Raw genomic sequence first — 24,093 nt, 5'->3', positions numbered from 1 at the left:
TCGAGATGGGGCTGTCGTGGTGGCCGGCATTGGCACCGGCGGGCGCGATCCCGGTGCGCGGGTGGCGAGGCGTCGTCCTCGCCTGTGTCGCAGGGCCGTGCCTCGCGGGATGGCTGGGGGCCGGCACCGTGCCGGCCGCCGCGCAGGGCGCGGGCGACGGGCTCGGTGCCGGCGAGGCCTGCCCCTTCCAGGTCGACGGGGAGTGCGACGAGCCCGGCATCGGCACCGGCGCCTGCCCCACCGGCAGCGACGCGTGGGACTGCCGGCGCGAGGGCCCACTCTCCGCCAACGCCTGCTTCCACGCGTTCAACGGGACATGCGACGAGCCCGGGACCGGGACGGGCCTGTGCCCGCCCGGCACCGACACGAAGGATTGCCGCGGGCGCCCGAGCCCGGTCTTCTCCGGCCGGGACGACCGCGTCTTCGTCGACGCGACCCGCGCGCCCTGGAGCAGCATCGGGCGGCTCGAGACGCGCACCGGCCATTGCTCGGGCGTGCTCGTCGCGCCGCGCATCGTGCTGACCGCGGCGCATTGCTTCTTCGTGGAGGAGGATTCCAACGTCCGCGACCCCGCGCTCGCCTTCGTCGCCGGCCTCGACGGGCCCCGGGAGGTGGCGCGCAGCGCCGTCGTGCGCGAGATCCTCCCCGACGGCTTCGACAACGCGCGCCATTCCGAGACGAGCGCCATCGACGGGCTCGACTGGGCCTTCGTCGTGCTGGCCGACCCGATCGGCGACGTCGCCGGCTTCATGCGCATCGATCCCGGCTCGCAGGAGGACCTGTCGCGCCGCTTCGACGTGGGCCTGCTCGCCGTCGTGAGCCAGGCCGGCTACAGCGCCGACAGCCAGACGAAGCTGACCGCGCACGAGGGCTGCGCGGTGCTCCGCCTGTTCGAGGACGGCACCTTCTTCCACGATTGCGACGCGATCGACGGGGATTCCGGCTCGCCGCTCTTCGTTCCCGACGGGGACGGCTTCATCGTGCTCGGGATCATGTCGGCGAGCTATCCCGACGGGGACGGGCAGAACGAGATGGCGGTGAGCGCCCATCGCTTCTACGACGCCTGGCGCGACCTGCTGAAGGAGGTGCGCTGACGCGCACCGGCCGACCACGTCATCACGGCGCCGCCGACCGATCGCACCACCGAAGAACCGGAGGATCCGCCATGGCCCATCCCGCCCTGAAGCCCGGCGCGACCGCCGTCGTCACCGGAGGTGCCGCCGGCATCGGCCTCGCCGCCGCCCGCCGCTTCGCCGAGGCGGGCCTGAACGTCGTCGTCGCCGACCTCGGCGAGGAGCGCCTCGCGCGGGCCGCCGCGGTGCTCGACGCCGCGGCACCGCGCGGCGGCGAGGCCATCCTGGCGCGCGCGTGCGACGTCTCCCGTCTGCCGGATCTCGTCGCGCTCGAGGCGGAGGTCGCCGCGCGCTTCGGCGGGACGGACGTGCTCGTGCTCAACGCCGGCATCCAGCCGGGGAGCAGCATCGACGGCCCGCGCGAGGCCTGGGAGCGCGTCCTTTCGGTGAACCTCTGGGGCGTGATCAACGGTGCGCAGGCCTTCGTGCCGGGCATGCGGGAGCGCGGGCGGGACGGGCTCGTGGTGGCCACCGGCTCGAAGCAGGGCATCACGACGCCCCCCGGGGACCCCGCCTACAACGTCTCCAAGGCGGGGGTGAAGGCCTTCGCCGAGGCCCTCGCCCACGACCTGCGCCAGGATCCGGCGTGCCGGATCACGGCGCACCTCCTCATCCCCGGCTTCGTCTTCACCGGGCTCACCGCGCGCGGGCGCACCGAGAAGCCGGCGGGCGCCTGGACGCCGGAGGAGACCGTCACCTTCATGCTCGAGCGGCTGGAGGAGGGCGACTTCTACATCCTGTGCCCGGACAACGAGGTCACCCGGGCCGTGGACGAGAAGCGAATCCTCTGGGCGGCCGGGGACATCGTCGAGAACCGCCCGGCGCTCTCGCGCTGGCATCCGGACTGGACAGAGGCGTTCGGGGCCTTCGCGAAGGCGCGCTGAGCCGAGGGGCGCCGCGCCACGACGGGCGGACCCGCGGGCGGACCCTCTCTTGCATCCCCGACGCAATCCCTATATGGGCGGCAGACGTTCCCCGCCCCATCGCGCATGTCATAACGCGGTCATGGCCCCGCCGGCATACCGGCGCGCCCGGAAGGCGGCTCCCATTCGGAAGAGACCATGCAGCTGCGCAACATCGCGATCATCGCCCACGTCGACCACGGCAAGACCACGCTCGTCGACAAGCTCCTCTCGCAGTCGGGGGCGTTTCGCGAGAACCAGCGCGTCGCCGAGCGCGTGATGGATTCCAACGACCTCGAGAAGGAGCGCGGCATCACCATCCTCGCCAAGGCGACATCGGTCGTCTGGAAGGACGTGCGCATCAACATCGTGGACACGCCCGGCCACGCCGACTTCGGCGGCGAGGTGGAGCGCATCCTCTCCATGGTGGACGGCGCGATCGTGCTCGTCGACGCCGCCGAGGGGCCGATGCCGCAGACCAAGTTCGTGGTCTCGAAGGCGCTGAAGATCGGGCTCAAGCCCATCGTCGCCATCAACAAGATCGACCGGCCGGACGCGCGCCACGTGGAGGTGATCAACGAGGTCTTCGACCTCTTCGCCGCGCTCGACGCCACCGACGAGCAGCTCGACTTCCCGATCCTCTACGGCTCGGGCCGCGACGGCTGGATGGCCGCCGCCCCGGAGGGCCCGCAGGACCAGGGCCTCGCGCCGCTGTTCGACCTCGTTCTCGAGCACGTGCCGCCGGCGGACACCGATCCCGGCCCGTTCCGCATGCTCGGCACCCTGCTCGAGGCCAATCCCTTCCTGGGGCGTATCGTCACGGGGCGCATCGCGTCGGGCGTCGTCAAGCCGAACCAGACGATCAAGGTGCTCGACCGCAAGGGCAACGTCGTCGAGCAGGGCCGCGTCTCGAAGATCCTCGCCTTCCGCGGCATCGAGCGCCAGCCGATCGAGCAGGGCGAGGCGGGCGACATCGTCTCGATCGCGGGCCTCTCGAAGGGCTCGGTCGCCGACACGTTCTGCGACCTCTCCGTCGAGACGCCGATCCAGGCGCAGCCGATCGACCCGCCGACCGTGACGATGTCCTTCATCGTCAACGACAGCCCGCTCGCGGGCACCGAGGGCGACAAGGTCACGAGCCGCATGATCCGCGACCGCCTGATGAAGGAGGCCGAGGGCAACGTCACGCTCAAGATCGAGGAGAGCGCCGACAAGGACTCGTTCTACGTCTCCGGCCGCGGCGAGCTCCAGCTCGCGATCCTCATCGAGACCATGCGCCGCGAGGGCTTCGAGCTCGCCGTGTCGCGCCCGCGCGTCGTCTACATGAAGGACGAGACGACCGGCGAGACGCTCGAGCCGGTCGAGGAGGTCGTGATCGATGTCGACGAGGAGCACGCGGGCGTCGTCGTGCAGAAGATGTCCGAGCGCAAGGGCGACATGATCGAGATGAAGCCGTCGGGCGGCAACCGCCAGCGGCTCGTCTTCCACGCCCCGACCCGCGGCCTGATCGGCTACCAGTCGGAACTGCTGACCGACACCCGCGGCACGGCGATCATGAACCGCCTGTTCAAGGCCTACGAGCCCTACAAGGGCGAGCTGCCGGGGCGCGTCAACGGCGTGCTGATCGCCAACGAGGCGGGCGAGGCCGTGGCCTACGCCATGTGGAACCTGGAGGATCGCGGCCCGATGGTGATCGAGCCCGGCGCCAAGGTCTACCAGGGCATGATCATCGGCATCCACACCCGCGACAACGACCTCGAGGTCAACGTCCTCAAGGGCAAGAAGCTCTCCAACGTGCGCTCGACCGGCAAGGACGAGGCGGTGCGCCTCACCCCGCCGATCCGCATGACGCTCGAGCGCTCGCTCGCCTGGATCCAGGACGACGAGCTCGTCGAGGTCACGCCCAAGAACATCCGCCTGCGCAAGGCCATCCTCGACCCCAACGAGCGCAAGCGCGCGAGCAAGCAGAAGGAAGCGCTCGCGGGGTGAGGTGAGGCGCGGCGCGGATTCACGCGGTCGGTGCGGTCTGCGCGACGGCCGGCCGCTGCGCGGCTACGGGCGTGGCCGCGCTCGCGTCCTCCGTCCCCGCACCCTCCCCACCCGGCAGGAACGCGTCGATCGCCGCCATCACCGGCGCGCGGATCGCGTCCACCTCGGTCAGCAGTTCGTGGCGGGCGCCGGGGACGACGATGGCGTTGCCCGTCTTCAGCCGCGCGGCGAAGCGCTCGACGGCCGGCGTCGAGACGAGGCGGTCGGCGCCCGCGGCCAGCACCAGGGTCGGGATGCGGATCTCGAGCGCCGCCCGCGGCTCCTGGAGGCGGCACATCAAGGCGAAGGCGCCGCGGGCCCAGGCGATCGTCGGGTCGCCGATGGCGCCGTCCTTCAGCGCCGCGGCGGCGTCGGCGTTGCGGGCGTAGCGCAGGCGATCCGACGTGAGCAGGTTCTCGGCGAAGGGCTTCGTCGCCATCGAGGTCTCGCCCCCGCCCGGCACGAACGAGCCGCCGAGCCCCATCAGCCAGAACAGCGTCGCTCCCGCGTGCGCGAGGCGCGGGCGGCGCACCGGCGCGAGCGCGATCATCGGAGCGAGCGCCACGATCCGCTCCGCCGGCAGCCGGCCGCGGCGGGCGAGATCGAGCGCGATCGCGGCCCCCATCGAATGGGCGAGCACCGCGTGCGGGCGCGGGCAGTCCCGCGCCAGCACCTGCGCGGCGATCGCTTCGACGTCGCGCGCGTAGAGGCCGAAGCGGCCGACATGGCCCTTGCGCGGGTCCGCCAGCATCCGCTCGGAGCCGCCCTGGCCGCGCCAGTCGAAGGCGACGACGCAGAAGCCGCGCGCGAGCAGGTCCTCGATCGTCTCGAAGTACTTCTCGATGAACTCGGCGCGTCCCTGGAAGATCGCGACGGTGCCGCGCGGGCGCGCGCTGCGCGCGGGCCAGCGCGCGACGCGCAAGGGTGCGCCGTCGCGCGCGACGATGCGCCCGACGACGGCGCCGGCGGGCTCGGGATTGGCGGCGGTGGGCACGAGCTTCATGGCGCGGCGACCCTACGCCATCCGGGCGCGCGAGGGGAGAGGCGTCACCCCGCGAGCAGCGGGAAGGTGACGCCGAGCGCCCAGGCGAAGGCCACCGCGTTGGCGACACCCGCGACCGCCGGGTGGAGCGTCGCACGGTACGCCCAGCGGCTGAAGAGCCCGTAGACGAGGAGGAAGGCCGCGATCACGGGCACGATGATCACGAGGAAGAACAGCCGCTCGAAGTCGAGCGCAACGGCCAGCGCCAGCGAGAGCACGAAGGCGAGCTTCGCCGCCGGGTAGCCCAGGCGTGCCGCGCCGGCGCCGCGGGTCGCCCATTCGTCGGCGAGGAAGAAGGGCAGGGTGCCCGCGAGCATGATCGCGGCGAGGGGGAGCCGGTCCGCGCCCGGCAGGAAGCTCGTCACGTAGGTGTCGAGCGGCCAGACGATGGCGACGAAACCGAAGGCCACGGCTCCCGCGGCGGCGATCGCGAGCCGGCCTCGATCGAGGGGCGGCGGCGGCACGCTCCAGCCGCGCCGCCGCGCGAGGACGAGGCAGGCGGCGGTGATCAGGCCGTAGGCGAGGAAATGCGCCGCGAGATAGTCCGCGACGAGCACCGGCAGGAAGCTCGTCGGCAGGAGGCGCAGCAGAAGCGGCGTCGCGAGCGCCGGCACGAGGAGGACGATCCACAGCCGCCGCCAGGGCAGCCCGGCGCCCGCGGGTCGCGGGGACACCCGCGGCAGGAGGCGCGAGAGCGGCCGCGCCGCGAGCACGGCGCCGGCGAGCAGCAGCAGGATCAGCGGGCCGCGCCGATCGACGAAGGGGGGCGCGTCGCGGGTGATCCCGAAGGTCGCGTCGAGCCAGGCGACGGTCTCCGCCAGCGTCTCGCGCGCATAGAGCACGCCGACATGCTCGACGCCGTCGGCGAAGACGGCGCGCCGCGCCGTGCCGGACGCGGGGTCGCCGTAGGTGACGCCCTCCTGCGCGGCGCTCCCTCGCGCCGCCGCGTCGGTCGCGAGGCCGACCGCGCGCAGCGCCTCCTCCCGCAGGCCGGCCTCGAGCCCGCCCACGACCACGAGCAGGTTCGCCGGCGCGTCCGCTGTCACCGCCGGCGAGAACATCGAGACGGCGACCACGGACTCGACCGCCGGCAACTCGGCGGCCGCGCGCACGACGATGTCGGAGGCCATGGAATGCCCGACGAGGGCGAGGCGCCCGTCCCCGAGCGCCCGCGCCGCCTGCGCGACCGCGATCGTCTCGGCGACGAGCGTGCGCGTGGCGCCGTCCTCCTCGACGATCGAGCCGGCGAGCGGGCGCGGATTGCGGCCGTGGCCGGCGAAGTCGAAGGAGACGGCGACGTAGCCGTTGCGCGCGAGCGTGACCGCGAAGGCCTGCATCAGCTGGCGCGAGCCGGCGAAGCCGTGGGCGATCACCACCGCCGGCCCGAGAGACTCCCCGGGGGGACGATGGACGCTCGCCGGGATGTGACCGATCGCCACGCGCTCGACGGCGAGCGGCCGCGTCGCCGCCTCGAGCCGCCACAGGGCGAACCCGATCGCCAGCGCCGCGACGAGGGCGAGCGCCCCGTCGACCAGGGTGCGTGTTCCTCCGCCCGTCATGCGCCGCCGTTCCCCCCGATGCGCGATCCGGATCCGAGCCTCGCAGGCCGCGCGCGCCCGCGCAACGCCCCCGTCGCTCGGGTGCACGGACGAGCGAGAGCAATTTTCGGTCAATGTACGCCGACTTATGCACTCGTTTACCGGTGCCTCGTAGTCTTCCCGATGCCGCTCGCGCCCTCGGGTCGTGACGCGGCGGATCGGAGCCCGCGATGACGCCGCCCCCGCCACACCGCCTCGACGCCGCGGATGCCCCGGCCGGCGGCGCGCGCGCGGACGGCGGCGGACGGGGAGCCGAGGGGGCTCGGCCGCAGGCGCGCCGGCTCCTGCCCGCCGCCCTCAGCCTCCTCGGCATGCTCGTTGCGATCTGCGTGCTCGTCCTCTTCGCCCGTGCGGAGGCGCTGCGGGGCGCGGAGGAGCGGGCGACGGGCGCCATGGCGGGGCTCGTCGACGCGATCGGACTCCAGGCCGCCCTCGCCAAGGACGTGGGGCTGCGCGCCGCCGCCTTCCCGGCGGTCGCGGACCGGGACGCCGCGCTCGGTGCGCTGGCCCGTGCGCTCGCGGTCCAGGCGGAGGCGCTCGCCGGCCTGCGCGTGCGGCTCGAGGCCATGCCGAACCGGGAAGCGCTGGACCCCGCCTTCGCCGACTTCGTCGCCCTCGTCGAGCGGGTCGAGGAGAGGGCGGGTGCAGTCGCGCGCGGGGAGGACGCGCTCGCGGCGCTCGTCGAGACCACCGACGCGATCCTCGCCGCCACCGTCGCCTTCGCGACCGAGGTCGGTGCCGTCACGCAGGCCGAGCAGGTGCGCGGCCATGCCCAGCAGGCGATGCTCGAGGGCGCCGCCGCCACGCTGCTGGCCTGTCTCATCGTCTTCGGCCTGTTTCCGGCCCTGTTCATGCTCCATAGGCAGAACCGAGAATTGCGCGGCGCGTCCTGCGAGCTCCAGGCCGCCGCCGAGGAACTCACGGTGATGTCGCGCATGGCACAGGTCGCGCCCTGGCACATCGACTGCCCGTCGGGCGGCGTGCGCTGGTCGCCGCGCCTGCGCGACGTGCTGCGCATTCCCGAGGACGTTCCGGAGACCTTCGCGGGCACGCTCGCGCTGTTCGAGCCGGCCTCGGCCGAGCGGCTGGAAGCGCTGGTGGCGCTGGCGCGGGAGACGGGGGAGGGCTGGGACGTCGAGCTGACCACGATCGCCGAGACCGGCGCGCGCCGGATGCGCTGCTTCGGGCAGGCGATCCGCGAGGAGGGACGTGGCGAGGGACGTGGCGAGGGACGTGGCGAGGGGCGTGGCGAGGGGCGGATCTCCGCGATCGCCTCCGCCGTGCAGGACGTCACCGACGGCGTCCTCGCCCGCGAGCGCTACGAGGCCGCCCAGCAGCGCCTCGCCATCGCCACCGAGGGCGCCAATATCGGGCTGTGGGACTGGATCCCGGGCAGCGACGAGAGTTGGTACAACGAATCTTGGTGGACCATGCTCGGATACGAGCCCGGAGACGTGCCGGAGGCGGCGGCGTCCTGGGTCGCGCTCGTGCATCCCGGCGACATCGCCCACGCGCGCGAGCGCCTCGCGGCGCACATGCGTGGCGAGGCGCCGGACTATCGCGCCGAGTTCCGCATGCGCGCCGCAGACGGAGGCTGGCGCTGGATCCTCGCCGTCGGGCGCGTCGTGGCCCGCGGGCAGGACGGCACGGCGACGCGCCTCTCGGGGCTCCATCTCGACATCACCGAGCGGCGCGAGGCGGAGGCGGCGCTCGCCGAGAGCGAGGAGCGCTTCCGCTCGCTCACGGTGATGGGCTCGGACTGGTTCTGGGAGCAGGACGCGGGCCTGCGCTTCACCCACTTTTCGCAGGAGATCAACGGCCTCTGGAAGGACCGGGCCGAGCTGATCGGCAAGACCCGGCGCGACCTGCCCATCGTGCTCGAGAACACGACCTGGGAGGAGCACCTCGCCGTGCTCGCCCGCCGCGAGCCCTTCCGCGACCTCGAATACAAGGTCGAGGACGGCGTGGTGACGCGTTGGTTCCGGGTGAGCGGAGACCCGGTCTTCGGCCCGGACGGCGCGTTCCGCGGCTATCGCGGCGTGGGCACGGACGTCAGCGAGCGGCGCCTCGCCATGGCCCAGCTCGTCGACGCCAGCCGCGAGGCCTCCGAGCGGGCGCGCGAGCTGCAGCTGACGCTGGCGCACATGATCCAGGGCCTGACCATGTACGACGCCGCCGGGCGGCTCGTGATCTGGAACGACCGCTATCTCGAGCTGATGGAGCTCGACCCCCGCTCGCTGCGCTACGGCATGCACCTCACGGAGGTGCTGGAGTTGCGCCGCGCCGCGGGCTCCTTCGATGGAGACATCGCGCGTGCGGTGCCCGATTTCCTGGAGCGCGTGGCGGCTGGAGAGGAGACCCGCGCGACCGTGCGCACCCGCGGCGGGCGACTCATCGCCCAGAGCAACGCGCCGATCCCCGGCGGCGGCTGGGTCACCACGCACGAGGACGTGACGGAGCGCGAGCAGGTCGCCGCCCGAATCAGCCACGCCGCCCATCACGACGTGCTCACCGGTCTCGCCAACCGCGCCTCGCTGAAGGCGCGCATCGACGAGACGCTGCACTCCGAGTGCGCCACGCCCTTCGGCGTCCTGCTGATCGACCTCGATCGCTTCAAGTCCGTCAACGACACGTTCGGGCACGCGATCGGCGACGCGCTCCTCGTCGAGGTCGCCGAGCGGATGCGCGCCCACGTGCGCCAGGAGGACCTCGTCGCACGGCTCGGCGGGGACGAGTTCGCGGTGCTCGCCCGCGGGCGCGGACGGGAGCAGGGCTGCGAGCGCGAGGCCTGCGAGGCACTGGCGCGCCGCCTGCTCGAGACCCTGACCGAGCCGTTCTCCATCGAGGGACGCCAGATCGTCGTGGGCGCGAGCATCGGCGTCGCGCTCGCCCCGGCCCACGGCCGCGAGGTCGACGAACTCCTGCGCAACGCCGACACCGCGCTGTATCGGGTCAAGGCCGACGGCCGCAACGGCTGGCGCATCTTCGACGGGGACCTCGACGCCGCCGCCCGGGCGCGGCGCGAACTCATCCGGGACCTGCGGGAGGCCATGGGTCGCGGGCAGCTCGCGCTCCACTTCCAGCCGATCGTCGACATCGCGAGCCGGGAGCCCGTGGGCGTCGAGACCCTGCTGCGCTGGCGGCATCCCGACCGCGGCATGGTCTCGCCCTCGGTGTTCATCCCGCTGCTCGAGGAAACCGGTCTCATCACGCCCGTGGGAGACTGGGTGATCGCGGAGGCCTGCCGGCAAGCCCGGGCGCTTCCCGACCACGTCAGCCTCGCGGTCAACGTCTCGCCCGCGCAGCTGCGCAACCGCGGGCTCCTCGACGTCGTCCTCGCCGCGCTCGAGGAGACGGGCCTCGCGCCCGAGCGGCTGGAGCTCGAGGTGACGGAGACCGTGCTCCTCGACGACGACCAGGCGCTGCTCGCGGACCTGCGGCGGGTGAAGGCGCTCGGCGTGCGCATCTCGCTCGACGACTTCGGTACCGGCTACTCGTCGCTCAGCTACCTGCGCATGTTCCCCTTCGACAAGATCAAGATCGACAAGTCCTTCGTCAACGACTTCGTCGAGCGCGAGGACTGCGCGGCGATCGTCTGCTCGATCATCGCGCTCGCACGCAGCCTCGACATGGTCTGCACGGCCGAGGGCGTCGAGACCGAGACGCAGGCGACGATGCTGCGCGCCGCCGGCTGCGACCTCGCGCAGGGCTACCTGTTCTCGCGGCCCGTCCCCCTGGAGCAGCTGCCGCTCGCCGCGTTCGATCTCGCCCCGGAAGGCGGGGAGAGCGCCCGAGACTCCGCGTCGGTTCCGCGCCGGATCGCCTGAGCCGCGACAGCCGGTCCCGCCCCCGCGCGCATGCGCACCCCTCGCCAGGCGCCGCCGAATCGTCCATAGCTCGTGGGAACGGGAAGCGAACGGCGAGGCGCGGGTGACGGCGGCGGCACGGGCGGGCGAGGTCGAGGTCGAGAGCGGCCGGGCGGATGTCGGCGCGGTCGAGATCGCGCTCGGGCGGCTCGTGCTCGTGCTCGACCGGGACGGCGTCGCCTGGCTGCCGGACCACCGCACGCTGCTCGTCGCCGACCTGCACCTCGAGAAGGGCTCCTCGCGCGCCCGCCGCGGATTCCTGCTGCCGCCCTACGACACGCGCGAGACGCTCGCGCGCCTCGCTGCCCCCGTCGCGGCGCACCATCCGGCGCGGGTGATCGCGCTCGGCGACAGCTTCCACGACCCCGACGGACCCGCCCGCCTCGACGCCGACGCGCGCGGGGCGCTCGCGGCGCTCCAGGCGGGGCGCGACTGGCTCTGGCTCACCGGCAACCACGATCCCGCGCTGCCCGCCACGCTCGGGGGCGAGGTGGCGGACACGGTCGCGCTCGACGGCGTCGCGCTGCGCCACGAGCCGCGGAGCGAGCCGGGCTCCGAGCCGGAGATCTGCGGCCATCTCCACCCCGTCGCCAAGGTGCGCCTGCGCGGGCGCGCCGTGCGCGCACGCTGCTTCGTGCACGACGGCAGGCGGCTGGTGATGCCGGCCTTCGGCGCCTATGCGGGCGGGCTCAACGTCTGCGACGCGGCCTTCGCGCCGCTCTTCCCCAACGGCTTCACAGCCCGGGTGGCCGGGCGCGAGCGACTCTACACGGTCTCCTCTCGGGCGCTGTGCGGGGATTGATCCGCGTAGCGGGGGCATCGGCCCTCACCCGGCCAGCCGCTGCGCCTCGTCCTTCGCGGCGGCGAGGTCCCGCAGGAAGCTCTCGTAGCCCGCCGCCTTCGCGTCCTCGTCGGGCAGGCGCAGCAGCCAGGAGGGGTGGACGGTGACGAAGCCCGGCAGGACCAGGCCGTTTGTCTCGAAGCGGGCTGGGCCGCGCGACCGCATCAGCGGCATCGCCTCGCCCGCGAGCGCGGTGAGCGCGGTGGCGCCCAGCGCGACCGTGAGGCGCGGGCGCACCAGGGTGAGCTCCTCCATCAGCCACCAGCGGTAATGCTTGATCTCGCCGAGCGAGGGCTTCTGGTGGATGCGGCGCTTGCCGCGCGCCACGAACTTGAAGTGCTTGACCGCGTTCGTGACATAGCAGGCGTCCCGGTCGATCCCGACCTCGCCCAGCGCCTTCGCCAGGAGCCGTCCCGCCGGGCCGACGAAGGGGCGGCCCTCCAGGTCCTCGACGTCGCCGGGCTGCTCGCCGACGAAGGCGATCAGCGGCGCGACCGGCCCCTCGCCGATCACGGCCTTGGGCGAGAAGTCCTGCGGCGGCTCGTAGGCGCGGATCATCGCCGCGAGTTCGTCGAGCGTGCGGGGGCGCGCGCCGGCGTCGAGCGCCGCGAGGGCGGCGCGGGGCTCGCGTTTCGTGGGCCTGGTGGGCTCCCGGTCCATCATGCCGCCAACGCGCGAGGCCGCCCCGCGGACGAGATCGGGGATGAGCTCGGCCTCGGGCAGGTTCTTCCAGTACTTCTTCGGCATCTCGGCGCGCATCGCGGTCGGGTTGACCCGCGCCGGGTTGAAGATCGCGCCGTAATACTCCCGCCAGCCCTCCTCGAACCCGTCGTGCGCGGGCGCGTCCTCCGGGCGGCCGGGCGGGCCGTAGGCGAGCCGCTCACGGTCCCACAGGATCGAGCCGTCGGGCGTGTGGATCGACCAGAGCATCGCGCCGAAGCGGTCGCGGAAGAAGGGGCCCACCGCGCGCAGGATGTGATGCTCGGGCTCGAACCAGGCGGCGAAGCGCTCGGGCTCGGCGCCCTCGACTTTCCGGAAGCGCACGAAGGCGTGCATCTTGTGGATGTCGCGGCCGATGTTGCGGCGCATGATGTGCAGCCGGTGCATCAGCGGATCGGCGACGATCTCCGGCAGCCGCCGCTCGCCGTTCGCGACGCGCCAGATCAGCGCGTAGAGCAGCGCCCAGCGCTCGGGATCGCGGTGCATCGCGACGTCCTTCACGATCGGCGGCACGGTCTTCGGCAAAGCGAGCGGCGGCGCCTCGGCGATCTGCGCCTCCGGCAGCAGGCTCGCCGTGCCATCGTCCTCGAACACGACGTCGTCGGGCGCCACGCTCTCCGTGACGAGCGCGCGGGCGGCGCGGCGAAACCCGTCGAGATCGGCCCCGGGTGCGAGGATGACGCGGCGCATCAGAACAGGGTGAGCTGCTCGGCGGGGCGCTGCACGAGCGCGGCCCTGAGGTCGAGGCGGTCGAGCAACGCGCCCGGCGTGTGGTCGCTCGCGACGAGGAAGGCGCGCGCGCGCTTCACCGAGCCCGCGAGCCGCGCGACGTCGTCGAGGGCGAGCCGGCGGTGGCGGCGCGCGACGAGGATCTTGTCCACCGCCTTGACCCCGAGCCCGGGCACCCGCAGCAGCAGTTCCCGGTCGGCGCGGTTGACGTCGACCGGGAAGCGCTCGCGGTGCTTCAGCGCCCAGGCGAGCTTGGGGTCCACCTCGAGGTCGAGCATGCCGGCGGTCGCGCCGGCCGCGATCTCGTCGACGTCGAAGCCGTAGAAGCGCAAGAGCCAGTCCGCCTGGTAGAGCCGGTTCTCCCGTTGGAGCGGCGGCGGCTTCAGCGGCAGGAGCCGGCTCGAATCGGGGATCGGCGAGAAGGCGGAATAGTAGACGCGCCGCAGCGCGTAGCCGGAATAGAGCGCGGTCGAGGTGCGCAGCACGTCGGTGTCGGTCGCGGCGTCGGCGCCGACGATCATCTGCGTCGACTGGCCTGCGGGCGAGAAGCGGCGCGCCGTGCGCGTCGTCTTGCGCTCGGCCTTCGCCTCGACGATGCGCTCCTTCATGCGGCCCATGGCGCCGCGGATGGTGGCGTCGTCCTTCTCGGGCGCGAGCGTCTTCAGGCTTTCGCGCTGCGGCAGCTCGATATTGATCGACAGCCGGTCGGCGTAGAGCCCCGCCTCCTCGATCAGGAAGGGGCTCGCCTCGGGGATGGTCTTGAGGTGGATGTAGCCGCGAAAGCCGTGCACCTCGCGCAGCGTCTTCGCCACGCGCACCATCTGCTCCATCGTATGGTCGGCGTTCTTGACGATGCCCGAGGAGAGGAACAGCCCCTCGATGTAGTTGCGCTTGTAGAAGTTGAGCGTCAGGTCGACCACCTCCTCGACCGTGAACCGCGCCCGCTCGACATTGGACGAGCGCCGGTTGACACAGTAGACGCAATCGTAGAGGCACCAGTTCGTCAGCAGGATCTTCAACAGGCTCACGCAGCGCCCGTCCGGCGTGTAGGCGTGGCAAATCCCGCTGCCCCCCGTCGACCCCAGCCCGTCCGTGCGGGACGTGCGCCTGGGCGCACTCGAGGACGCGCAGGACGCGTCGTACTTGGCCGCGTCGGCGAGGACGCGCAGCTTGCGGGACAGGGCGGGCACCATGTGGGGGAGAATGCGCCGGGTTCTCGGTTCGTTCAAGGGGGTAGGATGTCGCGGGGGGCACGCGTCGACGGCCATCCACAGCCCGCGACGCCCCACCCCTCGACAGGCGCGCGGCCAAAACGGATAAGGAACGGCGCGGCGGATCGGGACTGGAGGGCGAGGGGCCATGGCGATCATCAAGGACCCCGGCTTCGTCCATCTCCACGTCCACTCCTCCTACTCCCTCCTCGAGGGCGCGCTGCAGATCGGCGCGCTCGCCAAGCTGGCACTGGCCGATCGCCAGCCGGCGCTGGCGCTGACCGACACGAACAACCTCTTCGGCGCGCTGGAATTCTCCGAGAAACTGTCGGGCTCGGGCATCCAGCCGATCGCGGGCGTGCAGATCACCACCTGCTTCGAGACGCCCGATCCGGGGCAGCGGCAGGGGCCGGCAGCGGCCGCGGCGGGGCTCGCCAACCTCGTGCTCTTGGCGCAGAGCGAGGAGGGCTACCGCAACCTGATGCGCCTCGTCACGCGCGGCTATTTCGACGTCCAGCTCGGCGGCAGCCCGCAGGTGTCGCTCGCCGCGCTCGCGGAGCATGCCGAGGGCGTGATCGCGCTCACCGGCGGGCTCGGCGGGCCGCTCGACCGCGCCTTCGCGACGGGCCGGCCGGAGCTGGCCGCCGCGCGGCTCTCCGCGCTGGAGGCGATCTACGGCGACCGTCTCTATGTCGAGATCCAGCGCCACGGGCTCGAGGAGGAGCGCGCGGTGGAGGGCGCGCTGATCGCGCTCGCCGACGAGCGCGGGCTACCGCTGGTGGCGACGAACGAGCCCTTCTTCGCGAAGGAAAACGACTACGAGGCGCATGACGCGCTGCTCGCGGTGGCCGAGGGCCAGGTCGTCGCCAACACCGACCGGCGCCGGCTCTCGCCCGAGCACCGCTTCAAGACCCGCGCCGAGATGGCCGCGCTCTTCGCCGACCTGCCGGACGCGCTCTCCAACACCGTCGACGTCGCGATGCGCTGCGCCTACCGCGTGACGACGGTGAAGCCCATCCTGCCGCGCTTCACCGCGGACGCCGAGGGCGTCGACGGCGAGGAGGCGGAGGGGCTCGAGCTCGAGCGCCAGGCGCAGGAGGGGCTCGCTGCGCGGCTGAAGGCCCATGGCCCGGCGCCGGGGACGACGGAGCAGGAGTATCACGACCGGCTCGCCTTCGAACTCGGCATCATCCGGCGGATGAAGTTCCCCGGCTACTTCCTCATCGTCGCCGACTTCATCAAGTGGGCCAAGGACCACGACATCCCCGTCGGCCCGGGCCGCGGCTCGGGCGCGGGCTCGCTGGTGGCCTGGTCGCTCACCGTCACCGACATCGACCCGCTGCGCTTCGGCCTGCTGTTCGAGCGCTTCCTCAACCCCGAGCGCGTCTCGATGCCGGACTTCGACATCGACTTCTGCGTCGACGGCCGCGAGGACGTGATTCGCTACGTGCAGGAGCGCTACGGCGAGCGCCAGGTCGCGCAGATCATCACCTTCGGCACGCTGCTCGCCCGCGGCGTGCTGCGCGACGTCGGCCGCGCGCTCGCCATGCCCTTCGGGCAGGTGGACAAGCTCTGCAAGCTCGTGCCGCAGAACCCGGCGAAGCCCGTCACGCTCGAGCAGGCCATCGCCGACGAGCCCAAGCTGCGCGAGGCGGCCGAGCAGGAGGAGGTGGTCGAGCGGCTCCTGCGCATCGCGCAGAAGCTGGAGGGCCTCCACCGCCACGCCTCGACCCACGCCGCCGGCGTCGTCATCGGCGACCGGCCGCTCCAGGAGCTCGTGCCGCTCTACCGCGACCCGAAGACGGGCATGCGGGTCACGCAGTACAACATGAAGTGGGTCGAGCAGGCGGGGCTGGTGAAGTTCGACTTCCTCGGCCTGAAGACGCTCACCGTGCTGCGCAACGCCGTCGATCTCCTGAAGGAGCGAGGCGTCGCCGTCGATCTCTCGAACCTGCCGCTCGACGACCCGAAGACCTACGAGATGCTGGGGCGCGGCGAGACGGTGGGCGTGTTCCAGGTGGAATCGGCGGGCATGCGCAAGGCGCTCGTCGAGATGCGCGCCGACCGGATCGAGGACCTGATCGCGCTCGTCGCCCTCTACCGCCCGGGTCCGATGGCCAACATCCCGGTCTATTGCGAGCGCAAGCTCGGCCGAGGCCGGGACGAAAGCGGCTGGTACCCGCACCCGAAGCTCGCGCCGATCCTGCGCGAGACCTTCGGGATCATCGTGTACCAGGAGCAGGTGATGGAGGTGGCCAAGCTGCTCGCCGGCTACTCGCTCGGCGACGCCGACCTCCTGCGTCGCGCAATGGGCAAGAAGATCAAGGCGGAGATGGACAAGCAGCGCGTCCGCTTCGTCGACGGCTGCAAGGCGAACGGCATCGAGGAGGGCAAGGCCGACGAGATCTTCGACCTGCTCGCCAAGTTCGCCGACTACGGCTTCAACAAGTCCCACGCCGCCGCCTACGCGGTGGTCTCGTACCAGACGGCCTGGGTGAAGGCGAACCATCCGGTCGAGTTCCTGGCGGCGTCCATGAACCTCGACATCGACAACACCGACAAGCTCTCCGAATTCCGCCGGGAGGCGCAGCGGCTGGGCATCAAAGTGGAGCCGCCGTCGATCAACCGCTCGCAGGTGCGCTTCTCGGTGGCGGGCGGCGCCATCCGCTACGCGCTCGCCGCGGTGAAGGGCGTGGGCCGGCAGGCGATGGAGGCGATCGTCGCCGCGCGGGGCGACACGCCCTTCGCGGACCTCGCCGATCTCGCCCGGCGCTTGCCGCCGAAGAGCGTCAACAAGCGCATCCTGGAGAACCTCGTCGGCGCCGGCGCCTTCGACGACCTCGAGCCCGACCGCGCCCGCGCCTTCGCGGCGATCGAGCCGATGCTGTCGCTCGCCGCCCAGGCGGCGGAGGCGGAGACGACGGGGATCGTCGACATGTTCGGCGGCCTCGCCTCGGCGGACGTCTCGCTGCGCGTGCCGGACCACGAGCCGTGGACGGCGTCCGACCGCCTGCAGCGCGAGTACGACGCGGTCGGCTTCTTCCTCTCGGGCCATCCGCTCGACGAATATTCCGAGCTCCTCGGCAAGCTGCGCGTCCAGCGCTGGAGCGACTTCGTGCGCTCCGTCCGCGCCGGCGCCAGCGTCGGGCGCCTCGCCGCGACCGTGCTCGACCGGCAGGAGCGGCGCACCAAGTCCGGCTCGAAGATGGGCATCCTCCAATTGTCCGATCAGTCCGGACACTTCGAGGCGATCGTCTTCTCGGAGGGCCTCCAGCGCTTCCGCGACCAGCTCGAGCCCGGCTCGGCGGTGGTGCTCGTGGTGCAGGCGGGCGTCGAGGGCGAGGACGTGCGCGCGCGCATCAACGCCGTGGAGCCGCTCGACGAGGCCATCGCCAAGCACCAGAAGGGCATGCGCATCTACCTGCGCGACGAGCGACCGGTGCGCTCCGTGCAGGAGCGGCTGAAGGCACGCGGCGAGGGCGAGGTCTCCCTCGTGCTGATCCTCGACGGCGGCGAGCAGGAGGTGGAGGTGAAGCTGCCCGGCAAGTACCTGGCGACGCCGCAGATCGCGGGGGCGCTCAGGGCGGTGCCGGGGGTGGAGTGGGTGGAGATCAGTTGACCGGAGGGGGAGGGTCGCCGATCCTGACGGAACAGGCGGCTGCGCCGCGCATGCAGGCCGACACGGGCTCGATGCAGAACAAGTTCCGGAAGCTCCAGACGCTCACCCTGAAGGGGTTCAAGTCGATCCGCGCGATCGAGGAGCTTCCGTTCGCCGATATCAACATCGTGTTGGGGCCGAACGGCGCCGGAAAGAGCAATTTCGTCGGCTTCTTTCCCTTCATCGCCCGTCTCGCCCGCGAGGAGCTGCAGGACTACGTCGCGAAGCAGGGCGGGATCGAGAAGGTGCTCTTCTTCGGACCCAGCAACACCTCACAGCTGAGAGTCTACTTCCGCTCAGATCTGAGCGAATATTCTGCGACGCTCGAGCCTACCTCGGACGGCGGTCTCTTTTTCGCGAATGAGGAATGCAGCGTACATGGTTACGGGCGTTCGATCGGCGTACCCCGACAGTTCGAGACGCAGCTTCGCCGTACCGATGCCGCAGCCGAAATCCCTCGCTACATCTACGAGCCCATCGAGAACTGGCGCGTCTATCACTTCCACGACACGTCGGCGTTCGCGCCGCTGCGCAGCCTGTCGCGCCTGACCGAGCCCGAGCGCCTGGATGCGGACGGCGGCAATCTCGCTGCCTTCCTGTACTATCTCCAGGAGAAGCACCCGGACATCCTCACCGGCGTCAGCGACGCCTTGCGTCGCGTCGCCCCCTTCTTCGGCGGCTTCGTCCTGCGGCCCGAGGCGCTCAACCCCGACACGATCCGCCTGCGCTGGCGCCATCGCGGGCGCGATCCGCTCTTCGACGTGTCGGACCTGTCCGACGGCACGCTTCGCTTCGTCGCGCTCGCGGCGCTGCTGCTGCAGCCCGACCCGCCCTCCACCATCGTCCTCGACGAGCCCGAGCTCGGCCTCCACCCGGCGGCGCTCGCCGAGCTCGCGGCGCTCATGCACGAGATCGCGCCGCGGGTGCAGATCATCGCCGCGACGCAGTCTCCCACATTCGCCAATCATTTCGGCTGGCGCGACGTGATCATGGTCGATCGCGTGGACGACGCCTCCACCTTCCGGCGCCTCACGGAGGCGGAGGTCGCGCCCTGGGCTTCCGACCACGGCATCGGCGACATGTGGGAGAGGAACCTCATCGGAGGCCGGCCCTGATGGTCCGTCTCGCGGTCCATGTCGAGGGCCAGACCGAGGAGCGCTTCGTCGAGGACGTGCTCGCGCCGCACCTCGAAGCCCTCGGCGTCTTCCCGCAGCCCGTCCTGATCGCGACCGGCCGCAACGCCGACGGGAGCCGCGCGCGGGGTGGCGGGGTGAACCTCGATCGCGTGTGCCTCCAGCTCCGGCGGCTCCTCGCCGGATTTCCGGACGGCCACGTGACCACGTTCTACGACCTTTACGCCTTCGGCGGCCGTGCGCCGGGCGAGAGCGCGGACGCGCTCGAGGCGCGCATCCACGAGGCTCTGGGCGCGCCGGCCAATCTCGTCCCCTACGTCCAGCGGCACGAGTTCGAGGCGCTTCTCCTGAGCGCGCCGGACGTCGTCGCCCGGCATTTCCGCCGCGACGACCTCGCCGGCATCATCGAACGCGCGCTCGCGCCGCTGGGTGGCCCCGAGGACCTGAACGACGGCGCGGCGACCGCGCCCTCGAAGCGGCTGGAGGCCTGGACGCAGGGCATGCCGCAGCGCTATGCGAGCGGCACCAAGCTGCGCCACGCGCCACCGATCTGCGCGCGCATCGGGCTCGGGCCCATGCGCGCGGCCTGCCCCCGGTTCGACGCCTGGATCGCGCGCCTCGAGCGCCTAGCACCCGCCTGAGCCCGCCCGTGCACCTCCACACCCTCCTCCTCGCCCCCGGCCCCGACTTCCGCACCCGCCCCGTCCCGGAGGCCGCGCTCGTCTTCGGCGGGCTTTCGGGCGATCTCCATCACGGGCTCGTGCGCAAGGCGGATGCGCGCACGCCCTGGCACGCGCGCGGCACGCCGATCGCCAACACGCGGCAGGTGTCGCTCGTGTCGGTGGAGGAACTGGCGGAGGTGGCCGAGGCGCTGGGCATCCAGGAGGTCGACCCCGCCGACCTCGGCGCGAACCTCGTCCTCTCCGGCGCGCCGGCGCTCGGCGCGACGCCGCCGGGGACGCGGCTCCTGTTCCCGTCGGGCGCGACCCTGTTCGTGACGGAGGCGAACCCGCCCTGCCGCCAGCCCGGCCGCAAGCTCGCCGCCGCGCACGGCCGGCGCGAGCTTGAATTCGCGTTCGTGAAGGCGGCGAAGGGAAAGCGCGGGCTCGTCGCGTTGGTCGAGCGGGAGGGGGCGATCCGGGCGGGGGATGCGGTGCGGCCGCTCGCGCCGACGCGGGGGTGAAGGAGCGCCGCCCACCGCGCTTGCATTCGCCGTCCCGAGCCCGTATATGCGCGCCCATCCCACACGCGGAGCCATGTCGTGCCCAGACGGCGCGACGCACCCGGTGCCGGCTGACGAAGCCGGAACGCGGCCCCGCGGAGGCTAGAACCGGAGAGTAGAATCAGATGGCCCTTCCCGACACCTCCATGCGCCAGCTCCTCGAGGCCGGCGCGCACTTCGGCCACCAGTCCCACCGCTGGAACCCGAAGATGCTGCCGTTCATCTTCGGCACGCGCAACAACATCCACATCATCGACCTGGCCCAGACGGTGCCGATGTTCTACCGCGCCCTGCAGGCGGTGAGCGACACGGTCTCCCGCGGCGGCCGCGTGCTGCTCGTCGGCACCAAGCGCCAGGCCCAGGACGCGGTGGCGGACGCCGCCAAGCGCTCGGCCCAGTACTACGTCAACTCCCGCTGGCTCGGCGGCATGCTGACGAACTGGAAGACCATCTCGGGCTCGATCACGCGCCTGCGCAAGGTCGACGAGATCCTCGCCGGCGGGGCCCAGGGCCTCACCAAGAAGGAGCGCCTGATGCTCGCCCGCGAGAAGGACAAGCTCGAGCGGGCGCTCGGCGGCATCAAGGACATGGGCGGCGTGCCCGACCTGATCTTCGTGATCGACACCAACAAGGAGCAGCTGGCGGTGAAGGAGGCGACGCGCCTCGGCATCCCGGTGGCCGCCATCGTCGACACCAACTGCGACCCCGACGGCATCACCTACCCGATCCCGGCCAACGACGACGCCGGCCGCGCCATCGCGCTCTACTGCGACCTGATCGCGCGGGCCGCACTCGACGGCATCTCCCGCTCGCAGGGGGATCTGGGCATCGACATCGGCGCCTCCGAGGCCCCGATGGTCGAGGAGCTTCCCGAGGTCGCCGCCGGCCCGGCCGAGGCGCCGGTCGATCTCGCGGTCGAGCAGACGGACACGTTCGAGCGCCTCGCCGCCCCGCGCGGCGCGCCCGACGACCTCTCGAAGCTCACCGGCGTCGGCCCGGAGCTCGAGCAGACCCTCAACGACGGCGGCGTCTTCCACTACTGGCAGATCGCGGCGCTGACGGACGAGGAGGCGGCCGCGCTGGACGCCGACCTCAAGCTCAACGGCAAGATCGCGCAGAACGGCTGGGTCGCCCAGGCGCGCGCCATGCTGGAAGCCGCCGCCGCGTAACCCGCCCGAGCGTCATCGCCGCGTCGCATTCCTGCGATGTCGGTGGGGCCGCGCCCGTGACGACATCAGCCCGGCGTGCCGAGAAGCGGACCGCCGGGCTCCTTTCATGACGGAGACCCGAGATCATGGCGAACATCACCGCGGCGATGGTGAAGGACCTGCGCGAGAAGACCGGCGCGGGCATGATGGACTGCAAGAACGCGCTCGGCGAGACCGACGGCGACATCGAGGCCGCGGTCGACTGGCTGCGCAAGAAGGGCCTCGCCAAGGCCGCCAAGAAGGCCGGTCGCGTCGCGGCCGAGGGCCTCGTCGCCGTCGAGCTGCGCGACGGCAAGACCGCCGGCGTGGTCGAGGTCAATTCCGAGACCGACTTCGTCGCCCGTAACGAGCAGTTCCAGGCCTTCGTCTCCCAGGCCGCGAAGCTCGTCCTCGACACCGACGGCACCGTCGACGGCCTCACCGCCGCCTCCTACCCGGGTGCGAGCGGCACGGTCGGCGAGAAGCTCCAGGAGCTGATCGCCACGATCGGCGAGAACATGACCGTGCGCCGCACGGCCAAGGTCGGCGTCGGCGAGGGCGTCGTCGCCTCCTACGTCCACGGCGCGGTGGCCGAGGGTCTCGGCAAGATCGGCGTCGTCGTCGCGCTCGAGTCGGCCGGCGAGAACACCGACGAGCTCGCGACCCTCGGCCGCCAGATCGCCATGCACGTCGCCGCGACGAACCCGGTCGCGGTCGACGCGTCGGGCGTCGATGCGGCGACGGTCGAGCGCGAGTCGGCGATCCTGCGCGACAAGAACGCCGGCAAGCCCGACCACGTTCTCCAGAAGATCGTCGAGAGCGGCCTGAAGTCCTACTACAAGGAGGTCACCCTCCTGGAGCAGTCCTTCGTACACGACCCCTCCAAGAGCGTCGCCCAGGTGCTCAAGGAGGCCGAGGGCAAGGTCGGCGGGCCGATCGCGATCGGCGGCTTCGTGCGTTACGCGCTCGGCGAGGGCATCGAGAAGGAAGAGAGCGACTTCGCGGCCGAGGTCGCCGCGCAGGCCGGCGTCAAGGCCTGATCGCCGTCCCCCGCGAACCGAGTCGACCCAGGGGCCCCCGCCGAACGCGGGGGCCCTTCTTCGTCGTGCAGGGCGTATCGCGCCGCCACTCCGACGCGGGGCCGATGTGGCAATAATGTCCTAGACGCTGCCGGGCTTATCGGTGAGCTTCCCTTCGGTTCGAGTGATCGGAGGGGCGATGTTCGCGAGGTTCGGAATCGTCGTTGCGGCGCTCCTCGTCACGATGGGGGGCGCGCTCGCGGCCGACAGGGCCGCGGAAGGGCAGCCGCCGGTCGCGGAGGCGAGCTGGACCGGCCTCTATGCCGGCGCCTGGATAGGCGGCCGGACGTCGCGGGTCGGCGTCACCGCCTGCCCCGGTGGCGTCGTGGGCCAGAACTGCCCCGAGGGATTCGGGCTGGACGGCTTCGTCGCCGGCGTCAACGTGGGCTTCGATCTCCAGCTCGACAACGGCGTCGTCCTCGGCGCCTTCCTGGTGCTGCCGCTCACGCGCGACGACGAGGTCGTCACGACCCCTCTGTTCGAGCCGTTCGGCCTGTCGTGGCGGGTGACGCCGAAATTCGTCGGTGCCCTGGCCGCGCGCGTCGGCTACGCGTTCGGCGATGTCCTGCCCTACGCGGTGGTCGGCGTTTCGCGCGCATGGGTGGAGAGCCAGACGCTCTCGTTCGGATTGCCCCTCAACCAGCCGGTCGAGGTCGCGCACACGGGCATGGTGCTCGGCGGGGGGCTCGAGATGCGGCTCACGCAGAACGTGTCGGTCGACGGCCGGTATCTCCTCGGCCTCCTCGGCAGCGCGACATACGATTTCTGCGGCAATCCGCCCTGCGGCTCGTCCTACGACAGCGTCTCGCACAATTTCCTCGCCGGACTGAACTACCGCTTCTGAGGGCGACGTGCGCTCCTGCCGGTCGCCCTCCCGCGGCCGGCTCGGTCGTGTCGCGAAAAGCGGGCGTTTCGCCTTGCGCGCAGCGCCGGGCGGCGGCAGTGTGCCGCCCGCCGGGCCGATCGGGCATGGAGAAACGGGAGACTGCGACGTGGCGCTGCCCTACAAGCGAATTCTGGTGAAGCTCTCGGGCGAGGCGCTGCAGGCGCCCGACGGGTATTGGCTCGAGGCGCAGACGCTGGCCGCGCTCGCCGGCGACATCGCCCGCGCCAGCGACGCCGGGTTCCAGATCGCGCTGGTGATCGGCGGCGGCAACATCATCCGCGGCGCGCGCATGAGCGCGGCGGGATGGATCGACCGGGCCACCGCCGATTCGATGGGCATGCTCGCCACCGTCATGAACTCGCTCGCGCTGGAGACCGCGCTCAACGCCGCCGGCGTGCCGGCGCGCACGATGTCGGCGGTGTCGATGCCCACGATCTGCGAGACCTACGCGCGCCAGCCGGCGCTCCACCATCTCGACAAGGGCCAGGTCGTGGTGCTCGCCGGCGGCACCGGCAACCCGTTCTTCACGACCGACACCTCGGCCGTGCTGCGCGCCGCGGAGCTGCGCTGCGACGCCGTCCTCAAGGCCACGCAGGTCGACGGCGTCTACTCCGCCGACCCCAAGCGCGACCCGAGCGCCCAGCGCTACGAGCGCCTCACCCACGACGAGGCGATCGCCGCCGACCTCAAGGTGATGGACACGGCCGCCTTCGCGCTCGCCCGCGAGCAGCGCCTGCCGATCGTGGTGGGCAGCGTGCATCCGCCCTCCTCGGTGGCCGCGATCCTGGAGGGCAGCGCACCCGCGACGGTCGTCGCCCCTTGATGCGGCGCCGCCATCGGCGTAAGCCGGGTCGGAAT

General features: G+C 72.0%; 17 protein-coding genes. 13 read left to right on the top strand and 4 right to left on the bottom strand.

The genetic code is table 11. The features are described from left to right. Window positions 1-5: 5 nt before the first annotated feature. The 3 genes from AB9M23_RS09510 (at window position 6) to typA (ending at window position 4,024) form a co-directional block, all read left to right on the top strand. Window positions 6-1,094, top strand: a complete 1,089-nt coding sequence (locus AB9M23_RS09510) for a trypsin-like serine peptidase (RefSeq protein WP_372424294.1) — start codon at window positions 6-8, stop codon at window positions 1,092-1,094. A 71-nt stretch (window positions 1,095-1,165) separates the two neighbouring features. Further along, entirely contained in the window at window positions 1,166-2,017 is an 852-nt protein-coding gene (locus tag AB9M23_RS09505) for an SDR family NAD(P)-dependent oxidoreductase (protein ID WP_372424293.1), read from the top strand. A 177-nt stretch (window positions 2,018-2,194) separates the two neighbouring features. Beyond that, the gene (gene typA / locus AB9M23_RS09500) at window positions 2,195-4,024 is read left to right on the top strand and encodes a translational GTPase TypA (protein WP_372424292.1); all 1,830 of its coding nucleotides are present in this window, start codon (window positions 2,195-2,197) and stop codon (window positions 4,022-4,024) included. A gap of 19 nt (window positions 4,025-4,043) precedes the next feature. Here the strand turns inward: typA and AB9M23_RS09495 are convergent, their stop codons facing one another. Further along, window positions 4,044-5,066, bottom strand: coding sequence for an alpha/beta fold hydrolase (locus tag AB9M23_RS09495; RefSeq protein ID WP_372424291.1), 1,023 nt, complete (start codon window positions 5,064-5,066; stop codon window positions 4,044-4,046). A gap of 44 nt (window positions 5,067-5,110) precedes the next feature. Then, the gene (locus tag AB9M23_RS09490; RefSeq protein WP_372424290.1) at window positions 5,111-6,664 is read right to left on the bottom strand and encodes an alpha/beta hydrolase; all 1,554 of its coding nucleotides are present in this window, start codon (window positions 6,662-6,664) and stop codon (window positions 5,111-5,113) included. Window positions 6,665-6,873: 209 nt separating this feature from the next. Here AB9M23_RS09490 and AB9M23_RS09485 point away from each other — a divergent pair, with 209 nt between their 5' ends. Next, on the top strand, window positions 6,874-10,530 hold the full coding sequence (locus AB9M23_RS09485) for a sensor domain-containing protein (protein ID WP_372424289.1): 3,657 nt from the start codon (window positions 6,874-6,876) through the stop codon (window positions 10,528-10,530). Window positions 10,531-10,633: 103 nt separating this feature from the next. After that, window positions 10,634-11,371, top strand: coding sequence for a ligase-associated DNA damage response endonuclease PdeM (gene pdeM, locus AB9M23_RS09480; protein WP_372424288.1), 738 nt, complete (start codon window positions 10,634-10,636; stop codon window positions 11,369-11,371). 24 nt (window positions 11,372-11,395) lie between these two features. Here the strand turns inward: pdeM and AB9M23_RS09475 are convergent, their stop codons facing one another. Together AB9M23_RS09475 and AB9M23_RS09470 are read right to left on the bottom strand one after the other, a co-directional pair. Beyond that, window positions 11,396-12,820 carry a UdgX family uracil-DNA binding protein gene (locus AB9M23_RS09475; RefSeq protein WP_372424287.1) on the bottom strand — a complete coding sequence of 475 codons (1,425 nt, stop codon included), beginning with the start codon at window positions 12,818-12,820 and terminating at the stop codon, window positions 11,396-11,398. Next, window positions 12,820-14,052 carry a putative DNA modification/repair radical SAM protein gene (locus AB9M23_RS09470; protein ID WP_372424491.1) on the bottom strand — a complete coding sequence of 411 codons (1,233 nt, stop codon included), beginning with the start codon at window positions 14,050-14,052 and terminating at the stop codon, window positions 12,820-12,822. The genes AB9M23_RS09475 and AB9M23_RS09470 overlap by 1 nt, the downstream gene beginning before the upstream one ends. A 166-nt stretch (window positions 14,053-14,218) precedes the next feature. Between AB9M23_RS09470 and dnaE the strand changes: the two genes are divergently transcribed. From dnaE to pyrH, 8 genes are all read left to right on the top strand, one after another. Next, complete coding sequence (dnaE, locus tag AB9M23_RS09465; RefSeq protein WP_372424286.1) at window positions 14,219-17,689, top strand: DNA polymerase III subunit alpha; 3,471 nt, start codon at window positions 14,219-14,221, stop codon at window positions 17,687-17,689. Then, the gene (locus AB9M23_RS09460) at window positions 17,686-18,843 is read left to right on the top strand and encodes an AAA family ATPase (RefSeq protein ID WP_372424285.1); all 1,158 of its coding nucleotides are present in this window, start codon (window positions 17,686-17,688) and stop codon (window positions 18,841-18,843) included. The genes dnaE and AB9M23_RS09460 overlap by 4 nt, the downstream gene beginning before the upstream one ends. Continuing rightward, a complete protein-coding gene (locus tag AB9M23_RS09455; RefSeq protein WP_372424284.1) occupies window positions 18,843-19,502 on the top strand; it encodes a DUF4276 family protein in 660 nt (219 codons plus the stop codon). The genes AB9M23_RS09460 and AB9M23_RS09455 overlap by 1 nt, the downstream gene beginning before the upstream one ends. 8 nt (window positions 19,503-19,510) lie before the next feature. Continuing rightward, window positions 19,511-20,044 (top strand): MOSC domain-containing protein, encoded by a 534-nt coding sequence (locus tag AB9M23_RS09450; protein ID WP_372424283.1) that lies wholly within the window; start codon window positions 19,511-19,513, stop codon window positions 20,042-20,044. A gap of 164 nt (window positions 20,045-20,208) precedes the next feature. After that, a complete protein-coding gene (locus AB9M23_RS09445; RefSeq protein ID WP_372424282.1) occupies window positions 20,209-21,252 on the top strand; it encodes a 30S ribosomal protein S2 in 1,044 nt (347 codons plus the stop codon). Between the two features lie 125 nt (window positions 21,253-21,377). Then, the gene (gene tsf, locus AB9M23_RS09440) at window positions 21,378-22,310 is read left to right on the top strand and encodes a translation elongation factor Ts (protein ID WP_372424281.1); all 933 of its coding nucleotides are present in this window, start codon (window positions 21,378-21,380) and stop codon (window positions 22,308-22,310) included. A gap of 178 nt (window positions 22,311-22,488) precedes the next feature. Beyond that, window positions 22,489-23,193 carry an outer membrane protein gene (locus AB9M23_RS09435; RefSeq protein WP_372424280.1) on the top strand — a complete coding sequence of 235 codons (705 nt, stop codon included), beginning with the start codon at window positions 22,489-22,491 and terminating at the stop codon, window positions 23,191-23,193. 148 nt (window positions 23,194-23,341) lie between these two features. Beyond that, window positions 23,342-24,058, top strand: a complete 717-nt coding sequence (gene pyrH / locus AB9M23_RS09430) for a UMP kinase (protein ID WP_372424279.1) — start codon at window positions 23,342-23,344, stop codon at window positions 24,056-24,058. The last annotated feature ends 35 nt before the right edge of the window (window positions 24,059-24,093 follow it).

The organism is Salinarimonas chemoclinalis (assembly GCF_041514305.1).
In the GTDB taxonomy this organism is placed as follows: domain Bacteria; phylum Pseudomonadota; class Alphaproteobacteria; order Rhizobiales; family Beijerinckiaceae; genus Salinarimonas; species Salinarimonas chemoclinalis.
This window is presented reverse-complemented; position numbering and strand designations above follow the sequence as displayed.

Bases quoted from the DNA above. Each gene is read 5' to 3' on its own strand.
- dnaE (WP_372424286.1), top strand. From the start codon at position 14,219: ATGGCGATCATCAAGGACCCCGGCTTCGTCCATCTCCACGTCCACTCC.
- AB9M23_RS09495 (WP_372424291.1), bottom strand. From the start codon at position 5,066: ATGAAGCTCGTGCCCACCGCCGCCAATCCCGAGCCCGCCGGCGCCGTC.
- AB9M23_RS09475 (WP_372424287.1), bottom strand. From the start codon at position 12,820: ATGCGCCGCGTCATCCTCGCACCCGGGGCCGATCTCGACGGGTTTCGC.
- AB9M23_RS09485 (WP_372424289.1), top strand. From the start codon at position 6,874: ATGACGCCGCCCCCGCCACACCGCCTCGACGCCGCGGATGCCCCGGCC.
- AB9M23_RS09435 (WP_372424280.1), top strand. From the start codon at position 22,489: ATGTTCGCGAGGTTCGGAATCGTCGTTGCGGCGCTCCTCGTCACGATG.
- AB9M23_RS09490 (WP_372424290.1), bottom strand. From the start codon at position 6,664: ATGACGGGCGGAGGAACACGCACCCTGGTCGACGGGGCGCTCGCCCTC.
- AB9M23_RS09445 (WP_372424282.1), top strand. From the start codon at position 20,209: ATGGCCCTTCCCGACACCTCCATGCGCCAGCTCCTCGAGGCCGGCGCG.
- AB9M23_RS09455 (WP_372424284.1), top strand. From the start codon at position 18,843: ATGGTCCGTCTCGCGGTCCATGTCGAGGGCCAGACCGAGGAGCGCTTC.
- tsf (WP_372424281.1), top strand. From the start codon at position 21,378: ATGGCGAACATCACCGCGGCGATGGTGAAGGACCTGCGCGAGAAGACC.
- AB9M23_RS09505 (WP_372424293.1), top strand. From the start codon at position 1,166: ATGGCCCATCCCGCCCTGAAGCCCGGCGCGACCGCCGTCGTCACCGGA.
- AB9M23_RS09510 (WP_372424294.1), top strand. From the start codon at position 6: ATGGGGCTGTCGTGGTGGCCGGCATTGGCACCGGCGGGCGCGATCCCG.
- AB9M23_RS09470 (WP_372424491.1), bottom strand. From the start codon at position 14,052: ATGGTGCCCGCCCTGTCCCGCAAGCTGCGCGTCCTCGCCGACGCGGCC.
- typA (WP_372424292.1), top strand. From the start codon at position 2,195: ATGCAGCTGCGCAACATCGCGATCATCGCCCACGTCGACCACGGCAAG.